This is a genomic window from Bacillus sp. S3 (genome assembly GCF_005154805.1).
In the GTDB taxonomy this organism is placed as follows: Bacteria; Bacillota; Bacilli; order Bacillales; family Cytobacillaceae; genus Neobacillus.
In genome coordinates this window covers 666,560-684,144 of record NZ_CP039727.1, presented here as the reverse complement: position 1 = coordinate 684,144, position 17,585 = coordinate 666,560, and the positions used below count along the sequence as shown (strand labels likewise).

15 protein-coding genes are annotated in these 17,585 nt (G+C 39.5%); 4 read left to right on the top strand and 11 right to left on the bottom strand.

The genetic code is table 11. The features are described from left to right. Positions 1-3 precede the first annotated feature (3 nt). From FAY30_RS03150 to FAY30_RS03125, 5 genes are all read right to left on the bottom strand, one after another. On the bottom strand, positions 4-759 hold the full coding sequence (locus FAY30_RS03150) for a sugar phosphate nucleotidyltransferase (protein WP_149872570.1): 756 nt from the start codon (positions 757-759) through the stop codon (positions 4-6). 102 nt (positions 760-861) lie between these two features. Further along, positions 862-1,893: a dTDP-glucose 4,6-dehydratase gene (rfbB, locus tag FAY30_RS03145; RefSeq protein WP_149868528.1), complete on the bottom strand. Its 1,032-nt coding sequence runs from the start codon at positions 1,891-1,893 to the stop codon at positions 862-864. Between the two features lie 7 nt (positions 1,894-1,900). Then, on the bottom strand, positions 1,901-2,752 hold the full coding sequence (gene rfbD, locus FAY30_RS03140; protein ID WP_149868527.1) for a dTDP-4-dehydrorhamnose reductase: 852 nt from the start codon (positions 2,750-2,752) through the stop codon (positions 1,901-1,903). Beyond that, complete coding sequence (gene rfbC / locus FAY30_RS03135; protein WP_149868526.1) at positions 2,749-3,315, bottom strand: dTDP-4-dehydrorhamnose 3,5-epimerase; 567 nt, start codon at positions 3,313-3,315, stop codon at positions 2,749-2,751. The genes rfbD and rfbC overlap by 4 nt, the downstream gene beginning before the upstream one ends. A 757-nt stretch (positions 3,316-4,072) precedes the next feature. Next, positions 4,073-5,050, bottom strand: coding sequence for a hypothetical protein (locus FAY30_RS03125; protein WP_223820877.1), 978 nt, complete (start codon positions 5,048-5,050; stop codon positions 4,073-4,075). 395 nt (positions 5,051-5,445) lie between these two features. Between FAY30_RS03125 and FAY30_RS28020 the strand changes: the two genes are divergently transcribed. Beyond that, positions 5,446-5,592: a competence protein ComK gene (locus FAY30_RS28020; RefSeq protein ID WP_149872569.1), complete on the top strand. Its 147-nt coding sequence runs from the start codon at positions 5,446-5,448 to the stop codon at positions 5,590-5,592. Positions 5,593-7,561: 1,969 nt separating this feature from the next. Here FAY30_RS28020 and FAY30_RS03115 read toward each other — a convergent pair. Then, a complete protein-coding gene (locus FAY30_RS03115) occupies positions 7,562-8,407 on the bottom strand; it encodes a VOC family protein (protein WP_149868524.1) in 846 nt (281 codons plus the stop codon). 259 nt (positions 8,408-8,666) lie between these two features. Here FAY30_RS03115 and FAY30_RS03110 point away from each other — a divergent pair, with 259 nt between their 5' ends. Both FAY30_RS03110 and FAY30_RS03105 read left to right on the top strand, forming a co-directional pair. Further along, a complete protein-coding gene (locus tag FAY30_RS03110) occupies positions 8,667-9,485 on the top strand; it encodes a UDP-glucose dehydrogenase family protein (RefSeq protein WP_223820876.1) in 819 nt (272 codons plus the stop codon). 24 nt (positions 9,486-9,509) lie between these two features. Then, complete coding sequence (locus FAY30_RS03105; protein WP_149868523.1) at positions 9,510-10,040, top strand: phosphatase PAP2 family protein; 531 nt, start codon at positions 9,510-9,512, stop codon at positions 10,038-10,040. Between the two features lie 88 nt (positions 10,041-10,128). On the opposite strand, the gene FAY30_RS03100 is transcribed toward FAY30_RS03105, so the two are convergent. The 5 genes from FAY30_RS03100 to FAY30_RS03080 form a co-directional block, all read right to left on the bottom strand. Further along, positions 10,129-11,511, bottom strand: a complete 1,383-nt coding sequence (locus tag FAY30_RS03100; RefSeq protein WP_149868522.1) for an L-cystine transporter — start codon at positions 11,509-11,511, stop codon at positions 10,129-10,131. 216 nt (positions 11,512-11,727) lie between these two features. Further along, complete coding sequence (locus FAY30_RS03095; RefSeq protein WP_149868521.1) at positions 11,728-13,365, bottom strand: M20/M25/M40 family metallo-hydrolase; 1,638 nt, start codon at positions 13,363-13,365, stop codon at positions 11,728-11,730. A 124-nt stretch (positions 13,366-13,489) separates the two neighbouring features. Beyond that, complete coding sequence (locus FAY30_RS03090; protein ID WP_149868520.1) at positions 13,490-14,929, bottom strand: amino acid permease; 1,440 nt, start codon at positions 14,927-14,929, stop codon at positions 13,490-13,492. A gap of 39 nt (positions 14,930-14,968) precedes the next feature. Beyond that, the gene (locus FAY30_RS03085) at positions 14,969-15,730 is read right to left on the bottom strand and encodes a dimethylarginine dimethylaminohydrolase family protein (RefSeq protein ID WP_149868519.1); all 762 of its coding nucleotides are present in this window, start codon (positions 15,728-15,730) and stop codon (positions 14,969-14,971) included. A 23-nt stretch (positions 15,731-15,753) separates the two neighbouring features. Further along, positions 15,754-16,608, bottom strand: coding sequence for a dimethylarginine dimethylaminohydrolase family protein (locus tag FAY30_RS03080; RefSeq protein ID WP_223820968.1), 855 nt, complete (start codon positions 16,606-16,608; stop codon positions 15,754-15,756). A gap of 186 nt (positions 16,609-16,794) precedes the next feature. Here FAY30_RS03080 and FAY30_RS03075 point away from each other — a divergent pair, with 186 nt between their 5' ends. Beyond that, positions 16,795-17,532 carry an IclR family transcriptional regulator gene (locus FAY30_RS03075; protein ID WP_149868517.1) on the top strand — a complete coding sequence of 246 codons (738 nt, stop codon included), beginning with the start codon at positions 16,795-16,797 and terminating at the stop codon, positions 17,530-17,532. The last annotated feature ends 53 nt before the right edge of the window (positions 17,533-17,585 follow it).

Below are 17,585 nucleotides of genomic sequence, written 5' to 3'. Positions count from 1 at the left end.
ATTTTATTTTAATTCCCTATCATGTTCGTTCTCTGCCTTCAACAGATTTTCATAATAATGTTGGTTTGCCTTGAATAAGGCTTCATGTGTTCCCGCATCAAGCCACCATTTTGTTAGTTTTTCATACTTTAATGCCCTTCGATTAATATACAAATTATTTAAATCTGTCACTTCCTTTTCCCCCCTGGCAGAAGGCTCCAACAGATGAATTAATTCAAAAACCTGCTTATCGTAGAAATACATTCCTGTTACACAATAATTGGAATTGCTTATCTTAGGCTTTTCAATAATCGAGAGAATGGAATGATTATTTTCATCTAGAATGGCCACCCCATACCTTTCCGGATCTGGCACCTCTTTTAAAAAAACCTTCGCTTCATGGCAGCCATTCTTAAATTCTTCAATATATGACCCGAGATCATCATCAAACAGGTTGTCCCCAAGTAACACAACAAACTTATCTTCAACGAACTCCTTCGCACAATATAAAGCATCGGCAATTCCACCGCCATTATCACTTTGGATCGTGTATGATAAGTTAACTCCCAATTCCTTACCGTTACCCACTATTTTTTGAAAGTCAGCTACATCTTCCTGATTTGTAACGATTAATATTTCCGTAATACCCGCTTGCTTTAACTTGGTAATTGGCCAATGAACCATTGGCTGCAAGCCAACAGGCAATAAGTGCTTATTTAGTACTTTTGTAAAAGGCTGTAAACGTGTACCCTTTCCCCCAGCCAAAATGACACCTTTCATTCTCTTCACCCTTTCCATGAATAACACTCCTTATCAATTTATGAGAAAAGGTTTTTTTTGGTACTAGCTTGAGTGTCCATTTATGGAATTGGTCTTATTTTCCTAGTCACCATCATTTTTTGAATATTGATTTTCAATATATTTCAAGTATCCATCACTCAATAGTTGCCTCCACCACCATTTATTCTGGACAAACCATTCAACAGTCATGGATATCCCCGTTTCAAAAGAATATTGGGGTGTCCAGCCTAATTTCTTTAATTTATTCGAGCAAATGGCGTAGCGCTTATCGTGTCCCAAGCGGTCGGGGACAAACGTAATGAGATCTTCTGATTTCCCTAAGGCATGAAGAATAGTAGTAACCACCTCTAAATTGGTTTTTTCATTATTGCCGCCAACATTATAAATTTCACCATTCACCCCTTTATGCAATACTAAATCGAGTGCCGTACAATGGTCGTGGACATGTAACCAATCGCGGACATTCTTTCCATCCCCATAAACAGGAATCGTTTCATTATTTAAGGCACGAAGGATGGTGAGTGGAATTAGTTTTTCAGGAAAGTGAAACGGACCATAATTATTGGAACAACGGGTTATATTGACGGGGAGTTGAAATGTTTCATGATACGCTCTAACTAAGAGGTCACTGGACGCCTTACTGGCACTGTACGGACTATTTGCCTTAAGCGGTGTTTCCTCTGTAAAAAAAGTTGATGGATCAAAGTCTAACTCTCCATAAACTTCATCTGTTGAAACATGGATAAATTTGTCCACTTCCATATGTTTTGCTGCATCAAGCAGCACCTGTGTCCCCAAAATATTGGTTCGAACAAATATTTCCGGATCTAAAATCGAACGATCCACATGGCTTTCTGCGGCAAAATGAACAACATACTTAAACTTCTCTTTTTCAAAAAGATTCATAATAACACTGCGATTCGTAATATCCGCTTGAATAAAATGATAGTTTTTATGTGATTCAATCTCACGGTGTTTCGTTATATCACCCGCATACGTGAGTAAATCTAAATTATAAATATGATAATCCGGATATTTTTTAACCATATACTGAACGAAGTTTCCACCGATAAATCCCGAGCCTCCGGTTATCAAAATCTTCCTTGTAGTCAAATTTACCTCACTCCTTGTTGGTTCCATCATTTAGATATTGCTTTAACGCGATTTGCCAGGAGGGCAGGGGGCTAAATCCATGAATACGTAATTTTTGATTAGACAACCGTGAGTTTTTTGGGCGAATGGCTCTAGTAGGGTACTCTTCAGAACTGATGGATTTAACAATAACTGATTTCCCGCTAAGGCGGAATATTTCCCTTGCAAAATCAGCCCAACTGCAATATCCCTCATTCGTTGCATGATAGAAGCCATATTGATTTGTTTGAATCATGTCCAACAGTAGTCGCGCTGCATCAACTGTATAGGTAGGAGAGCCAATCTGATCCTCTACTACATTAAGCATAGTGTGATTTTCTGAAAGTTTAAGCATTGTCTTAACAAAGTTATTTCCATTTTTGCCGAAAACCCATGAAATTCTAACAATAAACCATTCCGATAATTTGGACTGAACAAGCTTTTCACCTTCGTATTTTGTCAGTCCATAATAACTAACAGGGCTTGGCTGCTCCGATTCATCAAACGGATAATCTCCCAATCCATTAAACACGTAATCTGAACTAATATACATAAACTTTGCCTGAATTTTCCTTGCGGCCTGAACTAGATTGTTTGTCCCTTCCACATTCACATTCCAACAGTTTTCCCTATCATCCTCAGCTTGATCAACAGCTGTATAGGCAGCGCAATGAATAATCGCATCAGGGTTCAAATCGGCAATAAACTTACCAACTGAAGGTTCATCTGTAATATTTAAATCTTTTGACCCCACTCCAATCATATCCATCCCACGGCTATGCCCTTCTTTCATCACATCAAAACCAAGCTGCCCTGTCGAACCTGTAACAAGTATTTTCATAGTTTTTCTCCATAGATAAAATTATTCTCTATATCAGCTAAATTTGGATTAGATTGATCCTTAGCTGATAATATTGGGGTAAGTGAAGCTGGCCACACTATCCCAATTGCTGGGTCATTCCATTTAATGCCCCTGTCGAACTGAGGATCATAAAAGGCATCCACCTTATATTGAACTTCTGTATCATCTGTTAATGTCATAAAACCATGAGCAAATCCTTTTGGAATGAACAACTGTTTTCGATTAACTGCACTTAATTCAATTCCAAACCACATACCAAATGCAGGACTACCCTTTCGAATATCGATTGCAACATCAAAGATAGCACCTCTTGTACAGCGGACAAGCTTTGCCTGGGCTTTTGGAATTAATTGATAATGTAACCCCCGTAAGGTACCACTTGATACAGAAAGTGAATGATTATCCTGAACAAAAACAGTGCTTATTCCTTCTTTAATAAACCATTCATCACTAAACGACTCCATAAACCATCCACGATGATCACTAAACACATTTGGTTCAATAACTTTTACTCCTGGTAATTCACTTTCATAAATCCCCATTTTATACACCTCGTATTATAATATGTCTTCCTTTCGATATTGACCTCTGTTTTCTATACTGTTTTTACAAAAATTACCGTTATCATCTTCAGTTGGAATTACAGTGATTTTATATAAGAACCCTCAGTTTTTAACGTTATTTCCTTATTCTTATTATTTTGGTATACGGAATACATTGAGTTTACGGAGAAATTTAGAAATGTTTAGGGTCCTATACTTTACGCTTTACTAGAGTAACTTTTCACTCTGGATAGGCTTCGGAGTCGTAAGGATGTAAATTAGGCAGGGCTTACGTCGTTTAGATAAAAAATAATTGTAAGCTTTAGTATCAGGAGAACGTGCCAAAGCGATATTGTTTTTACGAAACAACAAACCTTGATATTGGATTTAGACGATACCTTAATACACTGCAATAAATACTTTAAAAAAGCAGGAAAGGAATTTGTAAAGCACATGAAGAAATTGTTTTTGGCAATATCTATTGAGGAAATGAGGGAAAAACAGCTGGAGTTTGATTTGAAAAATGTCGAAAAGTACGGACTACATTCATCGAGATACCCAGAATCACTTGTGGCCACCTATCTTTAATTTTGCACGTTAACTGTCATGATTCTGTCAATTTCTTGTATTTTCGCCATTAGTTAAACGTTGTTTGAAATTAGACTTAACCCTAGCAATCCTGAACTTCCCCTCCAAATGCTTGAATATAATGGGGAAGTGTGTAGCGGATTGGCTGTTTGGAAAGGAACTTGATCGACTAATGGTTAATCCTTCGGGTTAATACAAGTTCTTCCGGTTGGCGGCAGGCATCGTCTCGAACATGCACGATCAGTCCCCGCGCTGTGAACCGTTGAGGAGGATGAACACTTTTCATGTCTTCCCCATTCAACCAGTCCCACTCATAGAATTCTCCGCCAATCTCATAAAGTACCTTTTCATCATCTTTCCTAGGCTCAGCTGCCATCCTTTCATCGCATAAGTTATCATAATACAGATAGAACTTCTCTTTTAAGATTCCGTAAAAGTAGGCAATGGGCTTTCTAACGACGTTTGTAAGTTTTAGTTTTCTAATTAATTGCCGGAACGCATCGATGGCGATTGGAACGATGACATCCGTTTCTTGGTGCAATTTATAATCAAACGCAAGAATATGAACCATACGCCAAAAGTCTTCGATTAATTTCGCATCGTCGAAGAAACATGTAACAAATTCTACAAAAGGCTTTGGTACACGGTTGCTCACAAAGGTATGGTCCAATGTAGACGGTTCCTCTTTACGTTTTTTTATCTTTTGATCTTTTTCAGTTTTTAAAAGATTAATAGTTTCTTTTGGGTGGTTCATTGTTTGTTGATTAGGTGGTTCACTGACCGGAAAACGATTGAACACAAAGAGATTACTCGACTGGGAGCCGTTTGTGCGTTCCGTTTCATAGACCGTGAAAATCCCTACATCCTTTGCCTTCCCGATCATCCGCTTAAAAGTGGAACGGGAAATGCCATTATTCTTGTACTCTTGATGAATCGCTTTTAACATTGTGCCGATTTTGGCATTGCATACTCCAGGAATTTTCGCAGCAAAACGAACCAGTCGCTTTAAGCCGACTAGCTCCCCTTTTGAAAAATCCTTCTTATGCTCTAGCAGCCACCATTCCATATGCTGATTAAACTCTTGCAAACTCTCAAATTGGGAAAACTGTTCAAATCCCTCAATGTTGCCTGATTTCAAATTCATCATCTTGCGCCACCCTTTCGCCGCTATTATCTGTTTCCGGCATCTTTACGATAGCGGGTTTGGCGCGGAAAATCGAACGGCTTCATTTCACTTTTGATGGCCATTTTAGTGCGATAAGCTTCATTTTTGCGTTCAAAAGTGGATTTTGATGACTAAATTTGCATTTGTGTGCAGATTTGGTGTCAATTTTTTAGTTTAAAGAAGTTCCACAAGGTAGATAAGGAGGAATTTGATTAATTATGAAAAATAAACTATTTATTGGTAATATTTTTAGAAGAAAAGTATTTATTACTCCGGATTTTAATTTTATGGTGGGGCAATATTATCGGAATGCAAAGCTATGTACAATTATAACAGAGTGTAATAGAGTCTTTATTGTTAATTGATTCCCCTTAGAAATCCTAAATGACAGTATCAGATGTGTGGGTTTTAATTTGAAAGGGGCAATGGAGACTGCAAAGCTACTCCTTGGCGACAAACAAATGTGTCCTGTAATGGTGAACCCGTTACATACTATTGTTGTATTTCCTAATAAATCTGTTTAACACTCTGACACTATGTGGTTTAATCCGTGTAATATTTTAAGAACAAACACTTTAAATCGAAAAGCCAGGGTAGAGTTTAAGAATGGGTTAATTATTACGGTCCCTTCCTAAACTTTATTCCTTTAACCATAAACTGCAAATAGCAGAGCAATTTAGAAACATCATGTCCGGGAAAGGAACAATCCTTTTTCTAAATCGAAGGGGCCTAAAAAGGGCGCATAATCAAAATACAGCGACAAGAGTTGATTTCTTTTCTACTACATTTCATGATTAAATATCCAGGCTGAGGCAGCAATCACCTCGGCCTTATTCATTCTTTAAAATCCATCTACTATGATGGATATATCTATATCAACCCTTACGCCATCAAACACTCCTCAGGTATTTTCCTGAAATTTCCCTATCAAACAAACGATTATTTAAAATTGCTGCAGCATTTGAAAAATAGACCTTTTTCTTGTCCAATCGATGAAAAAATGGTTTAAAGGGCTCATAAAAATAAGGATCGAATTAGATTCGAACCCTAATTTTCACCATTCAACATCCTTTCGATAAAATTCCATACAGGTTATACTATTCAAACATTTGATTGAAAAAGATGCTAAATATTAATCTATTGGGATTTCCCCTGCAAAATTAAAAAGAAAGTTGTCGAGAATTGTCAGGTAAATTTACAGATCGTACCTCATGTATTTACACGATCAAATTTGTTTCACGTAAACTTACATGATTCTACCTATTCCTCGAATTTTCGACACCATTCAAATCTTTGATTGAATGGTGCCTCAGTTTGCTATATTTAAGTTAAATTGACTAAATCTAGCTGTAATATGGTTTAGACTTTCTTGAGTTTCTTGTAGGCGTTAACTTGATTCACATCTTTCCAAGCAATAATGGATAGGCTTATTGTTATGACAACTAAATTAGCTACCTTGATGTATTCCAATATATTTTTCTTCATTTCACTATCTTCTTTTTGTAGAAAAATCCGTTAAACACTTCCTCTTTTTCCACCTTTTTGAAAAAGTAATTTCTTGATTTGAGTAAAACAATTATTTAACTGTTGCTTAAAAATTCGAGGAAAAACAACAAGCTTATTGGGGGTCTAGCCCCCATCGACACGCGTTAGCAGCTTAGCTTTTTTATACTGTCTACTTGACAGGGGTAAGACCAGTTTATTTTTTTGTTTTTCAGTTTATACGCGCCTTTTTCTAATATGATTGTCGCTGGTTCCATGCAAAAAAGCCAAAGGTTCTGCAAAAAGAAAACAACGCTGTATTGACTTCCAGTCCACGCAGGAGCTAACGCCCAACCATCTTTATCGTATGTTTTATCCATCATTACTTTACTAGGCATTATGTAATACCATTTGCCATTCGATGAAATCCATTTGTTTCTTACCCATTCTCCGTTCTGATTGTACCCCCATGTCTCTTTTTAAGAGAGAAATCCTTTGTCAGTATATTTAACCCATCCATTTTGTACAGAATTGTTAGAAAGTGCCTCCATTAAAGAATCCTGAAAACTATCCCTTTGCATGGTTATAAAAGTAGTAGAAATACCAATTAATATTGGAACAGCCCAAACCTCCCACCATCGAAGATCTGTTGCTTGTACGTTCATCCACAAGTCATAAAATTCATTAATTTCCCTAATTATCCACTTTCAATAATTTAAAAATTATTCTGTGATTCTAATAGCACCATCCATATTGTGCAAAAAATTCAACTTAATTAAAATAAATTTAACAAAAGTTCATAAATATCTCTATTCAATGACAACCTATAATGTATTTTTAGGGCTGCAGCACTAAGGATTGTAAGAAAGGTTAAAAAAGCGCCCTTTCTAACATTCCGTATGTGTCGCTTCGGTTTAGTCTTTTTTTAGCAAAGATATTTTAACTAAATAAACCATCAGTCATTATGATTGATGGTTTTCTTCTATTTCAGAAATAGTTACTTGGAAATTTTCAGACCACCAATCGGATTTGATTTCCTGATGGGTCATTTGTTACATAATAATCTGCTTCTTGGTTTATCGGGGCGCCAAGCCGCCTTAGCTGCTGTATTGCTTTCTCTCTTTCTGCTTCATCCGGGAAGACTAGAGTATACCAGCTTAAGCCGACACTATTTTCCGGAGGGGTTGGAGCCCCCACACCCTGCCAAGTGTTGATCGCAATATGATGATGGTATTTTCCTGTTGAAAGAAAGGCTGCCTGCGGATAATAACTGACCACTTCAAAGCCAAGCCCTTTTGTGTAGAAATCTTCTGCTTTTTTTAAATCGCCAACGTGAAGATGGATATGGCCCATAATTGTCCCGGGGGGAAGACCAGTCCATTCCGCATTACTTTCCGCAAGAATCCCTTCCGCATCCAGTTGTTCAGTTGCCATCTCCACTAAGTTATTTTTCCATGTCCACTCCTCAGATGGGCGATCTCGGTAGACTTCAATCCCGTTGCCGTCCGGGTCATTGAGGTAGAGCGCCTCACTGACATAATGATCCGCAGCACCCAGGGGATAGCCCGTTTGAAGCAAGTGCCTTAAAAAGACCGATAAATCGGCACGAGATGGCAGTAAGATGGCAAAATGATACAAACCAGATGTATTAGCCGGCTTCGGGCTCACATCTGCAGGCTGTTCAAGCGTTAATAGCGGTTTTTTCCCGTCTGCTGTTAAAACGGCCTGCTGTACGGTTTTCTCCAATACTTGAAGTCCAATGATATTTTGATAAAAAGTTACGGCATCGTCTAGATTCTTAACTTTGATTGTAACCTCTCCAACATAAATACTTGGTTTTTGATGAAACTTCTCCATTTTATATATCCTCCACTTCTTTGTTAGAAGTTGCATTTATTATTCTTTATTCAATTTAATACTTCATACATCGGAAGACAAAAAATCCTAGATTCGTCTTATTTAAAGTGTATCTTGGATTTATCTTGGATTCAATTATTTTTAATTTAAATCACTTTAAATAACTCCACATAGTCTTTACACTCTCTTTACAGTAAGTTAAGAAAATATCCATTTTTCTCTAATACAATGGAGTTAACAAACACATTGGAGGGATTGGATGAAGGTTACAGTTGCTGGAGCAGGATATGTAGGCTTGGTCACGAGTGCTTGTTTAGCAGAATTAGGACATCAGGTAACATGCATAGATATACAAATAGAGAAAATCGACATGCTCCAGTGCGGACGTTCACCCATATATGAGCCAGGATTAGAGACACTAATAGAAAGAAATCTGCGTAACGGGCAACTGCATTTTACCACGGATGCTCATCAGGCATATTCAGGTGCAGACATCATTTTCATTGCAGTTGGAACACCTGAAACACATGACGGTTCTGCAGACCTAAAATACATACATGTGGTTGCTCATACCATTGCCAACTATATTGATCAGGATATCATTGTCTGTACAAAAAGCACGGTTCCAGTCGGTACGAACGAGCTCATTCAACAAATTATTGACAGCAGGAAACCTCCTAACCTACATGCAGAAGTGGTGGCCAATCCCGAATTTCTACGCGAAGGCGCAGCAATTATTGACTTTTTCCACGGAGACCGAATTGTGATTGGCACCAGTCATCGTGAAACAGCAGCTTTTATGGAACAATTTTATCTGCCGTTAAATATTCCGATTTTGAAGACAGATACCAGAAGTGCAGAAATGATTAAATATGCTGCTAATGCCTTTTTAGCTACAAAAATTAGTTTTATCAATGAAATAGCAGCCATTTGCGATAATGTCGGTGCGGATATAGAGGAAGTTGCTTTTGGCATCGGTCAAGATAAACGGATTGGCCATCATTTTTTTAAAACTGGGATTGGCAATGGCGGTTCCTGTTTTCCTAAGGATATTAAGCAATTGATACGTTTCGAATGAAAAATTTTTAAAGGAGCAGCGAACATGACAAGATGGATTCAGACAATGTATGGCTTTGAGTGCCGGGTGTTACTACGGGTAAACCGTCATTTTGATAAAAAGCTGTTAAATCTATTTTTCCGAACGGTTACACATCTTGGAGGAGCGGACGTCACCATTGCTTCTGCACTCCTCCTTATCTTTTTAGCATCTAGTGAGGCAAAATTGACAGCAATCGCCAGTGCACTTGCGTTATCAGCGAGCCATATTCCGGTCCATATAATCAAACAGCTGTTTCCACGAAAAAGGCCGTATTTAATGATTAATGAAACCAAGTTCCCTGCGAACCCATTGCAGGATCATTCATTCCCATCGGGGCATACAACAGCAATTTTCTCTGTTGTGACCCCTTATGTATTATTCAACACGCAATTGGCAAGTGTTCTTATTCCTTTAGGTATCTGTGTGGGAATATCGCGCATTTATTTAGGGCTTCACTATCCTTCAGATGTCCTCGCAGGAGGAATGCTTGGAGCCATTACGGGGATTTTATGCTTTTGCATTTTAGTTCTATAACAAAATGAAAAAAGGTAAAAAGGGTGTCAGGCACCATGAATATGGTGCCTGACACCCTAAATAATATATGCACGATACATTTGTTTAATTATGCTTCGACTACGTTTGGCTGTTGGTAAACTTCTGTTTCGATTTCACCTGTTGCTTTGCCTGTTAGGACACCGGCTGTTAAGGCGCCGCTTACGTTTAGGGCTGTACGGCCCATGTCGATTAACGGTTCAACAGAGATTAATAGTCCTACAATTGCAACTGGAAGATTCATAACCGAAAGAACGATTAAGGCAGCAAATGTCGCACCGCCGCCAACGCCCGCGACTCCAAATGAACTGATTGCAACTACTAGAATAAGAGTAAGAATAAATGATGGGCTGAATGGATCGATTCCTGCAGCAGGAGCGACCATTACCGCTAACATCGCTGGGTAAATACCGGCACAGCCATTTTGACCGATGGAAAGTCCGAATGAACCGGCAAAGTTGGCAATTCCTTCAGATACACCAAAGTCTTTTGTTTGTGTTTTGATTGTCATTGGCAATGTTCCCGCACTTGAACGTGAGGTAAAAGCAAAGGTCAAGGTTGGCAATGCTTTTTTCACAAAGTTTACAGGGCTTAGCTTTGCAAATGAAATGAGCAGCAAATGAACAATGAACATTAGAATAAGCGCCACATAAGAGGCAATGACAAACTTACCTAACTTCGCAATCGCTGCAAAATCACTCGTTGCTGTTACCTTGGTGATAATAGCCAAAATTCCATACGGTGTAAGACGTAAAATAAGTGTAACAACCCTCATGATAATCTTATAAAAAGTATCAATAATCTTGGCAAAGAAGTCTGCATGCTCGGGATCTTTTCTCTTAACTCCCAGGTAAGCCACACCAAGAAAAGCAGCAAAGATAACAACCGCAATTGTCGATGTCGGACGGGCACCTGTTAAATCTTGAAACGGATTACTTGGAATTAATTCGAGTAATTGCTGCGGCATCGTCATATTTTCAACGCTAGCCACCCGTTCCACTAACAGTTCATTCCGTGCTTTTTCAGCATCACCCTCAGCTAGATGAATACCATCAAGACCAAATCCTAAAGCAGAACCAATCCCAATTGCTGCAGAAATAGCGGTTGTTCCGAGCAGGATTCCAATCACAAGAAAACTAATTTTTCCGATATTTTTAGTCAACTTTAACTTAGTAAAGGCACCGACAATAGAAATGAAGACGAGTGGCATGACCACCATTTGTAAAAGTTTTACGTATCCGTACCCTACAACGTTAAACCAATCGATCGATCCAGTAGTTACTTCATGCGTTGTTCCGTAGATTAAATGAATAATAAAACCAAAAACAATACCTAACCCCAATGCAGTAAATACACGTTTTGAAAATGAAACATGTTTTTTCTGCATGATAAATAATCCAAACATTAATAATAATAGGATTGCAATATTCACAATGATTAGAATGGTATTCACAATAATCCCCCTTGTTTAATTTATTGAAAATTTTAATACATTTATTCCAATGAGTCAAGTCGGAATTTAACTTTTCTTCGCCCATTTTATCCTAGTCAATCAATTGTTTAGTAATCAATAAATACCAATCAATGAAATGTCTATTCCAATACCTAAAAAATGGTGTCAGTCACCGCTAGTGGACAAATGTCCATTTATGGTGCCTGACACCATTTGTCACTCTGAACAAGTGGAAATAGTGGAAAGATTACCGGAAATGACCTCTCTGATCATCCCTTCGACAAGAGCAGGGACTTCCTCAAATGCATTTTTTATATGCAGACGCTCTGTCCGTTTGTGAGCGTCTTTTCCAAATGGACCAACATTCAAGACAGGGGCCTGCAACTCAGCCATTGCGGCAAATGGGATACTGTAGCTTCGGCCCCATACTGGTGTATTTGCTTTGAAGGCCGTCCATCCATCCTCCAGGTCCTGATAATTTACATAGCTTAAATCGCTGATACCATTGAAATAATGTACTTGCCCCACATCTAAACCAAATTGTTGAAGACCCTGCTTTTTCACGTATTCAACACACTGCTTAACCAGTGCATTTGCAGAAGAATTAACCGCAGGGTAGTATGGCGGCGCAAATAGCAGGACCATAGCCGGGGCCAGTTCTTGACACTCAATCATCAGAGTATCGGCGATTCGGAATGACTTTTCCCGGTCGTCCCACTCTGTATGTTTATTTACCGCCGCTTTGACACCCTCCACAAAATCGGGACCATATTTATGAATCGCATGTTCTTGCAACTCCTCATAACGTATGACCCTGACTTCTCGGAGCGCATCTACGGCTTGTGCTTTACAAACCTCCCTATACGCAAGATTACAGGCTCTAGCTGCATCTGCCGCAACAGTTTCAAAAATCCGCATGATTTCGTCAGCATTTCGTTCCATTAAAAACACATTATACAAGGCGGCTGCCCGGTAAGGGGTTTGAACCGAATACTCCAGCTTTAAATCCTTTTGCTGAAGGGTAACCGGCAGTGGTGTTGTTTCTCCCTTCACCGTCTCTTGTAGACTCTGATTCCATTCCATCCGTTGGGTCAAAAATGATGCAATATATGGAGCGGTAATTCCACTTAGAGGTTCCCCCACATGTGTCTCTTTCCCGTAAAAAAGAGCCGATGGCATGATTTTACCTATTGAACCGGAATACACATAATAATTTCGATCACCTGGTTCTTGTGAAAATACTGGCTCCCCATTTAAGAAAAGGCTATAGGAAAGTTGATGCACTTCTTTTAATTCTAATAGTTTAGTCACTGCTGCACGCATACCGGCGGAATTGACTTCTTCATCCGGAACAGTCAAAAGGAGAAGATTAATCGGCCATTGTTCAGCAGCTGCTTTTTCGATCAACCCCATATGCATGACAAGCCCCATTTTCATATCCATGGTACCGCGTCCGAATAAATACTCACCCGATTTCAAATCTTGTTGGGCATTCTCCGGCAACTCATCCATTCTGCTTAGAAGTAATTTGGTTAATTCCTCCGGCTGATAAGCAAACTCCTCAATGTCACCATATTCTTCAGTATTCACCGTATCAAAATGACTAATCAAAACAATCGTTTCCAATGCATCAGGATGCTTATACAAAGCCGTTAAAAAATGCCGATCCAAATCAACGTCATGAAGAGACAAAAAATTAGGGTTTTCCTTATAATAAGCCAATTCCTGAAGCTTCGCTCGAACCTTTAAGGGAAATTCACGCTCTCCCTCTGTTAACGTCATACTCTTCCAACTCACCACTTCACACAATAAACGGCGCAATGCCTCTGGCGTTCCCCACATAAGCTGTTCCATTCACACCATAACTCCTTCAACAAAATGATAATAAGAAAATAGGGACAGCACCCATCAGTTCGAGCAGTGTCCATCTAGGGTGGACACTGTCCACGAATGGTGCCTGACACCCTTTAGTAACTCTCTATAGTGTTTTCGTTTCCGAGTTCGTTCCCGAGTTCGTTTCCGTTTCTATTTCTGGGCTGGTCTGCCCGCTTTTTTTGTTTTTAATGTAATAGAATAGGTAGCAGGTGAGTAGGAATCCTATGCCGACTAGGAGGCCAACTAATTGGGTTGGGTCGAATGCCAGGAATATTAGGATTGAGACACAGAAAATGATACAAATGAGCGGGATTAATGGATAAAAAGGAACTTTGTACTGTAAGTCCTCTAATTTCCCGCCGGCCTTTAGGTATTTACGACGGAACATCAATTGCGAGAGGGCAATACCGATCCAAGAAATCGTAACCGAAATCCCTGCGATAGACATTAATAGAACAAACACTGTATCAGCTGCTACAACGCTTGTCAGTAAAGATAATAGAGAGAAAATCATTGTAAACACAAGGGCTGTAAAGGGAACCTTGCGTTTGGACAATTTTCCAAACAGCTTCGGTGCCATCCCATCATGCGCCATCGCCCAAAGCAGACGTGTTGATGCATAAATACACGAGTTTCCTACTGATAAAATCGCCGTCAGGATGACAAAATTCATAATATCCGGTGCGAAAGGAATCCCCGCTAAATCCATCAATGTCACAAATGGGCTTTCTAATAAACCGAGTTCCTTGGTAGGAAATATGGCAGATAAGATAATAATCGATGCAAGATAAAAGACGATAATTCTAATAAGAACATTTCGAATGGCACGAGGGATATTTTTCTGAGGCTCCTCACTTTCTCCAGCCGCAATCCCGATTAGCTCCGACCCTTGGTAGGAAAAGATAACATTCATCATTGTAACAAACAGAATCGCAATCCCTGCTGGAAATAAACCAGTGGGTGCTAAATTCTCTAAAAATGGCGCGGGTCTGTTTTCTAAGGGAATCACACCAAAAATAGCCCCGGCCCCAATAATAATAAAGAAAATAACTGCCACTACTTTAATGCCGGCAAACCAATACTCGGCTTCTGCAAAGCCTCTTGTCGTCAAGGCATTAAGGACAAATAACAATGCAATAAAAATAGCACACCAAATCCAGACAGAGATATCCGGAAACCAGCGTTTCATCAAGATACCGGCAGCGGTAAACTCAACCCCTGCCGTTGTGGCCGATCCAATAAAATACATCCACCCTAACGAAAATCCCGCCGATGGACTGATAAATTTACTAGCGTACGTTTGAAAAGAGCCAGTAACAGGCATATGAACCGCAAGCTCCCCCAAGCACACCATGACAAGGTATAAAATGATCCCGCCAAATAAATACCCTATTAAAGCTCCTCCTGCTCCCGCCTGATTAATCGTATAACCTGCGTTTAGAAACAGCCCCGTTCCAATAACTCCCCCTAACGAAAGCATAAATAAGTGCCGCCGTTTCATGGACCGATTCAATTGATTTTCCTGACCCTCTTGTCCGACCATCCTTCTCACACCCCTCGTATTGTGCTGTGCAGATTGTTCCTAAAACCGTAATGACAAGCAGCTTAATCCACCATCTAATTTTCGAAATTCCGACATTTCAAGCTCAATGGTTTGATAGCCAGCATCGTTAATTTGTTGTTTTGTAACCGGGTATCCCGCCGGAATGATGACATAATCATTCACGCGAATACAATTTGCCGCATACTCTTCCTCAGGAGGGACAATAATTTTTGAATAAGAATTGAAATCCGGATGGTCGATAAACTCCCCGGCCACAACAATCGTTTGGTTTCCTAAATAGGCAATTCCAGTTTTTAAATGAAAGAACTTATCTAAATGAACAATAGTAGCTTTATAGTTTTCTAATTCTAAAATTTGTTTTAATTGCTCAGCTCCCTGCTGGTTTGTCCTTGCAGATATTCCAATATAAAAATGATCCTCTATTTGTAAAATATCGCCGCCATCCAGCGTTCCGGGAGCTTTTATATAGTAAATATTTTCATAGAATGACTTGACTGCAGGTTCCATTTCTTGAATCTCTCCATTACGGGTAAGAGCGCCTGGATTGCTAATAACCGCAAAGCCCGGTGTCAGCACAGCGGTATCCTCAACGAATGTCGAGTCCGGATATTCGTTATTGCTAGGCAGGATGGTCACATCTACCCCGCATGTCTTCAATGCATCAATATATGCAGCATGCTGTTCTAATGCTTTTTCCAAATTAGGAATCCCTAAATCGGAAGTCGTTAATCCGTTGACATAACTTTCCCCAGGTGTTTTGACAATCGTGTTTTTAAACATGTTGGCTCCTCCCTTCATTTGTTCTACCCGCGACTTACTGGACATGTTAAGCATGTTGGTCCTCCTGTTCCTAAATAAGAGATTTCATTTCCTTCATATTCATAGACAGTTGCTCCTGCTTCGATTAACTGTTCCTTTGTGTAAGGGCTTCCATAAGCCATAACACAAACTCTTGGTGCTAAAGCAAGTACGTTGCAGCCAAGCCGGCCGTATTCATTATCTGGTACTTCAATCAGTTGAAAACCGCGCTCAATTAGCATTTGCCTTAGAAAGACAGGCATGAGTCGCGAATAAACAACTGCCAAGTTTTCATCTACAATACTGATAAAAGACATCAGATGCAGACACTCTTCTTCCCCGTGGTCATGCGGCAGCTGAACAACTATACATTCGTCGACTAAATCCTTTGTCATCTCCTTGATTTGGCGGATTGCCTCGTCATTTGTTCGATAACCGCGCCCAATTAATAATGTACGATCATCCAGCCAAACAAGATCCCCACCGTCGGCAACCGCATCACCAGACAATTCACCTAATATTGGAATCTCCTTTTCTTGTAAAAATTCCTTATACACTTCTGCTTCCGGCTGACGCAGTTTTTTTCCTGATTTTAATATAATCGCGCCCTTTTTCGTGAACTTAACAGGGTCGTGGGCATAAAGAGAATCCAAGCCGACCCGTTCGGATACTGGTAAAAACTCAATTTGGCCCACATGTTCCTTCATAATCGAAAGAAACTGTTCATATTCATTCTGTGCCTTCATAAAATTAGGTTCATTTATATAGTTGAATTTCTTCCATTCATTTCGCAGATGCTCTTGACTCTGAAAGGCATCCTTTGGGTGTTTAACGATTACAGTATTTAGTTTTTTGTACATCGACGATACCAAGTTTTTTTCCTCCCTTTTCCGTATAATGGAATGCATTTCCCCTGACAGGAAAACTTATAATATGATATTATAGGAGCAAGAAACGCATGTCAATATATTTCGAATTTACTGATAACAGATAAATCAAATTAATAACTTTCTATTGAAAGAGATAAATTTTATGGGGATGATACTGTGCAGACAATTGATAGGGCTATGCAAGTAATCAAAGTTCTTGCTAGAAATGAAACGAAAAAATGGTACTCGATTACCGATTTGTCGAAGGAATGTGACTTACCGGTTAGTACGATGCACCGGCTTTTGCAATCGATGAAATCACATGGGTTAATCCAACAGGATCCCGAGCTGAAACTCTATTCAATGGGGAACACATGGCTAGAATACGGATTGCAAATGTATGATACCTTTGATTTTGTAGGGCTGATACGTCCCGAAATGGAGCAGTTAATGCGTGAAGTGGAGGAAAGTGTTTACTTTAGTAAACCAACTGGGTTAGAATCGCTGGTCGTCGAAAGAATCGATTGTCCGCATAACCCTATCCGTATCTATGACCAACTTGGGATCCGAATTCCTTTGCATATTGGGGCGGCAAATAAAGTGATGCTCGCAAATATGCCGATGAAGGAGGCAGCCCTAATTGTTGATTCATTGGTGCCAGTGGAGGATAAAGAGGATTTCTTGCAATTATTAAGAAAGGTTCGAAAACAAGGATTTGGAGAGAGTCACGGTGAGAGAACACCGGGCACCTCTGCCGTCGCGGCCCCGCTCTTTAATCAAATGAACGAACTCATCGGCGCACTAAGCATCGGTTATGTCAATTACAATGTAACAGAAGAAAAACAAAACCTATTAACCGAAAAAGTAATCGAATACGGACTGCGGATCACCTCCAAACTCAAAACCAAATCATAGGGTGTCAGGCACCATTTGCAATCCGCACATAGTATAAAGGGTGTCAGGCACCA

Bases quoted from the DNA above. Each gene is read 5' to 3' on its own strand.
- FAY30_RS03150 (WP_149872570.1), bottom strand. From the start codon at position 759: ATGAAAGGTGTCATTTTGGCTGGGGGAAAGGGTACACGTTTACAGCCT.
- rfbD (WP_149868527.1), bottom strand. From the start codon at position 2,752: ATGAAAATACTTGTTACAGGTTCGACAGGGCAGCTTGGTTTTGATGTG.
- rfbC (WP_149868526.1), bottom strand. From the start codon at position 3,315: ATGGGGATTTATGAAAGTGAATTACCAGGAGTAAAAGTTATTGAACCA.
- FAY30_RS03125 (WP_223820877.1), bottom strand. From the start codon at position 5,050: ATGATGAATTTGAAATCAGGCAACATTGAGGGATTTGAACAGTTTTCC.
- FAY30_RS03115 (WP_149868524.1), bottom strand. From the start codon at position 8,407: ATGGAGAAGTTTCATCAAAAACCAAGTATTTATGTTGGAGAGGTTACA.
- FAY30_RS03110 (WP_223820876.1), top strand. From the start codon at position 8,667: ATGAAGGTTACAGTTGCTGGAGCAGGATATGTAGGCTTGGTCACGAGT.
- FAY30_RS03105 (WP_149868523.1), top strand. From the start codon at position 9,510: ATGACAAGATGGATTCAGACAATGTATGGCTTTGAGTGCCGGGTGTTA.
- FAY30_RS03095 (WP_149868521.1), bottom strand. From the start codon at position 13,365: ATGGAACAGCTTATGTGGGGAACGCCAGAGGCATTGCGCCGTTTATTG.
- FAY30_RS03090 (WP_149868520.1), bottom strand. From the start codon at position 14,929: ATGGTCGGACAAGAGGGTCAGGAAAATCAATTGAATCGGTCCATGAAA.
- FAY30_RS03085 (WP_149868519.1), bottom strand. From the start codon at position 15,730: ATGTTTAAAAACACGATTGTCAAAACACCTGGGGAAAGTTATGTCAAC.
- FAY30_RS03080 (WP_223820968.1), bottom strand. From the start codon at position 16,608: ATGTACAAAAAACTAAATACTGTAATCGTTAAACACCCAAAGGATGCC.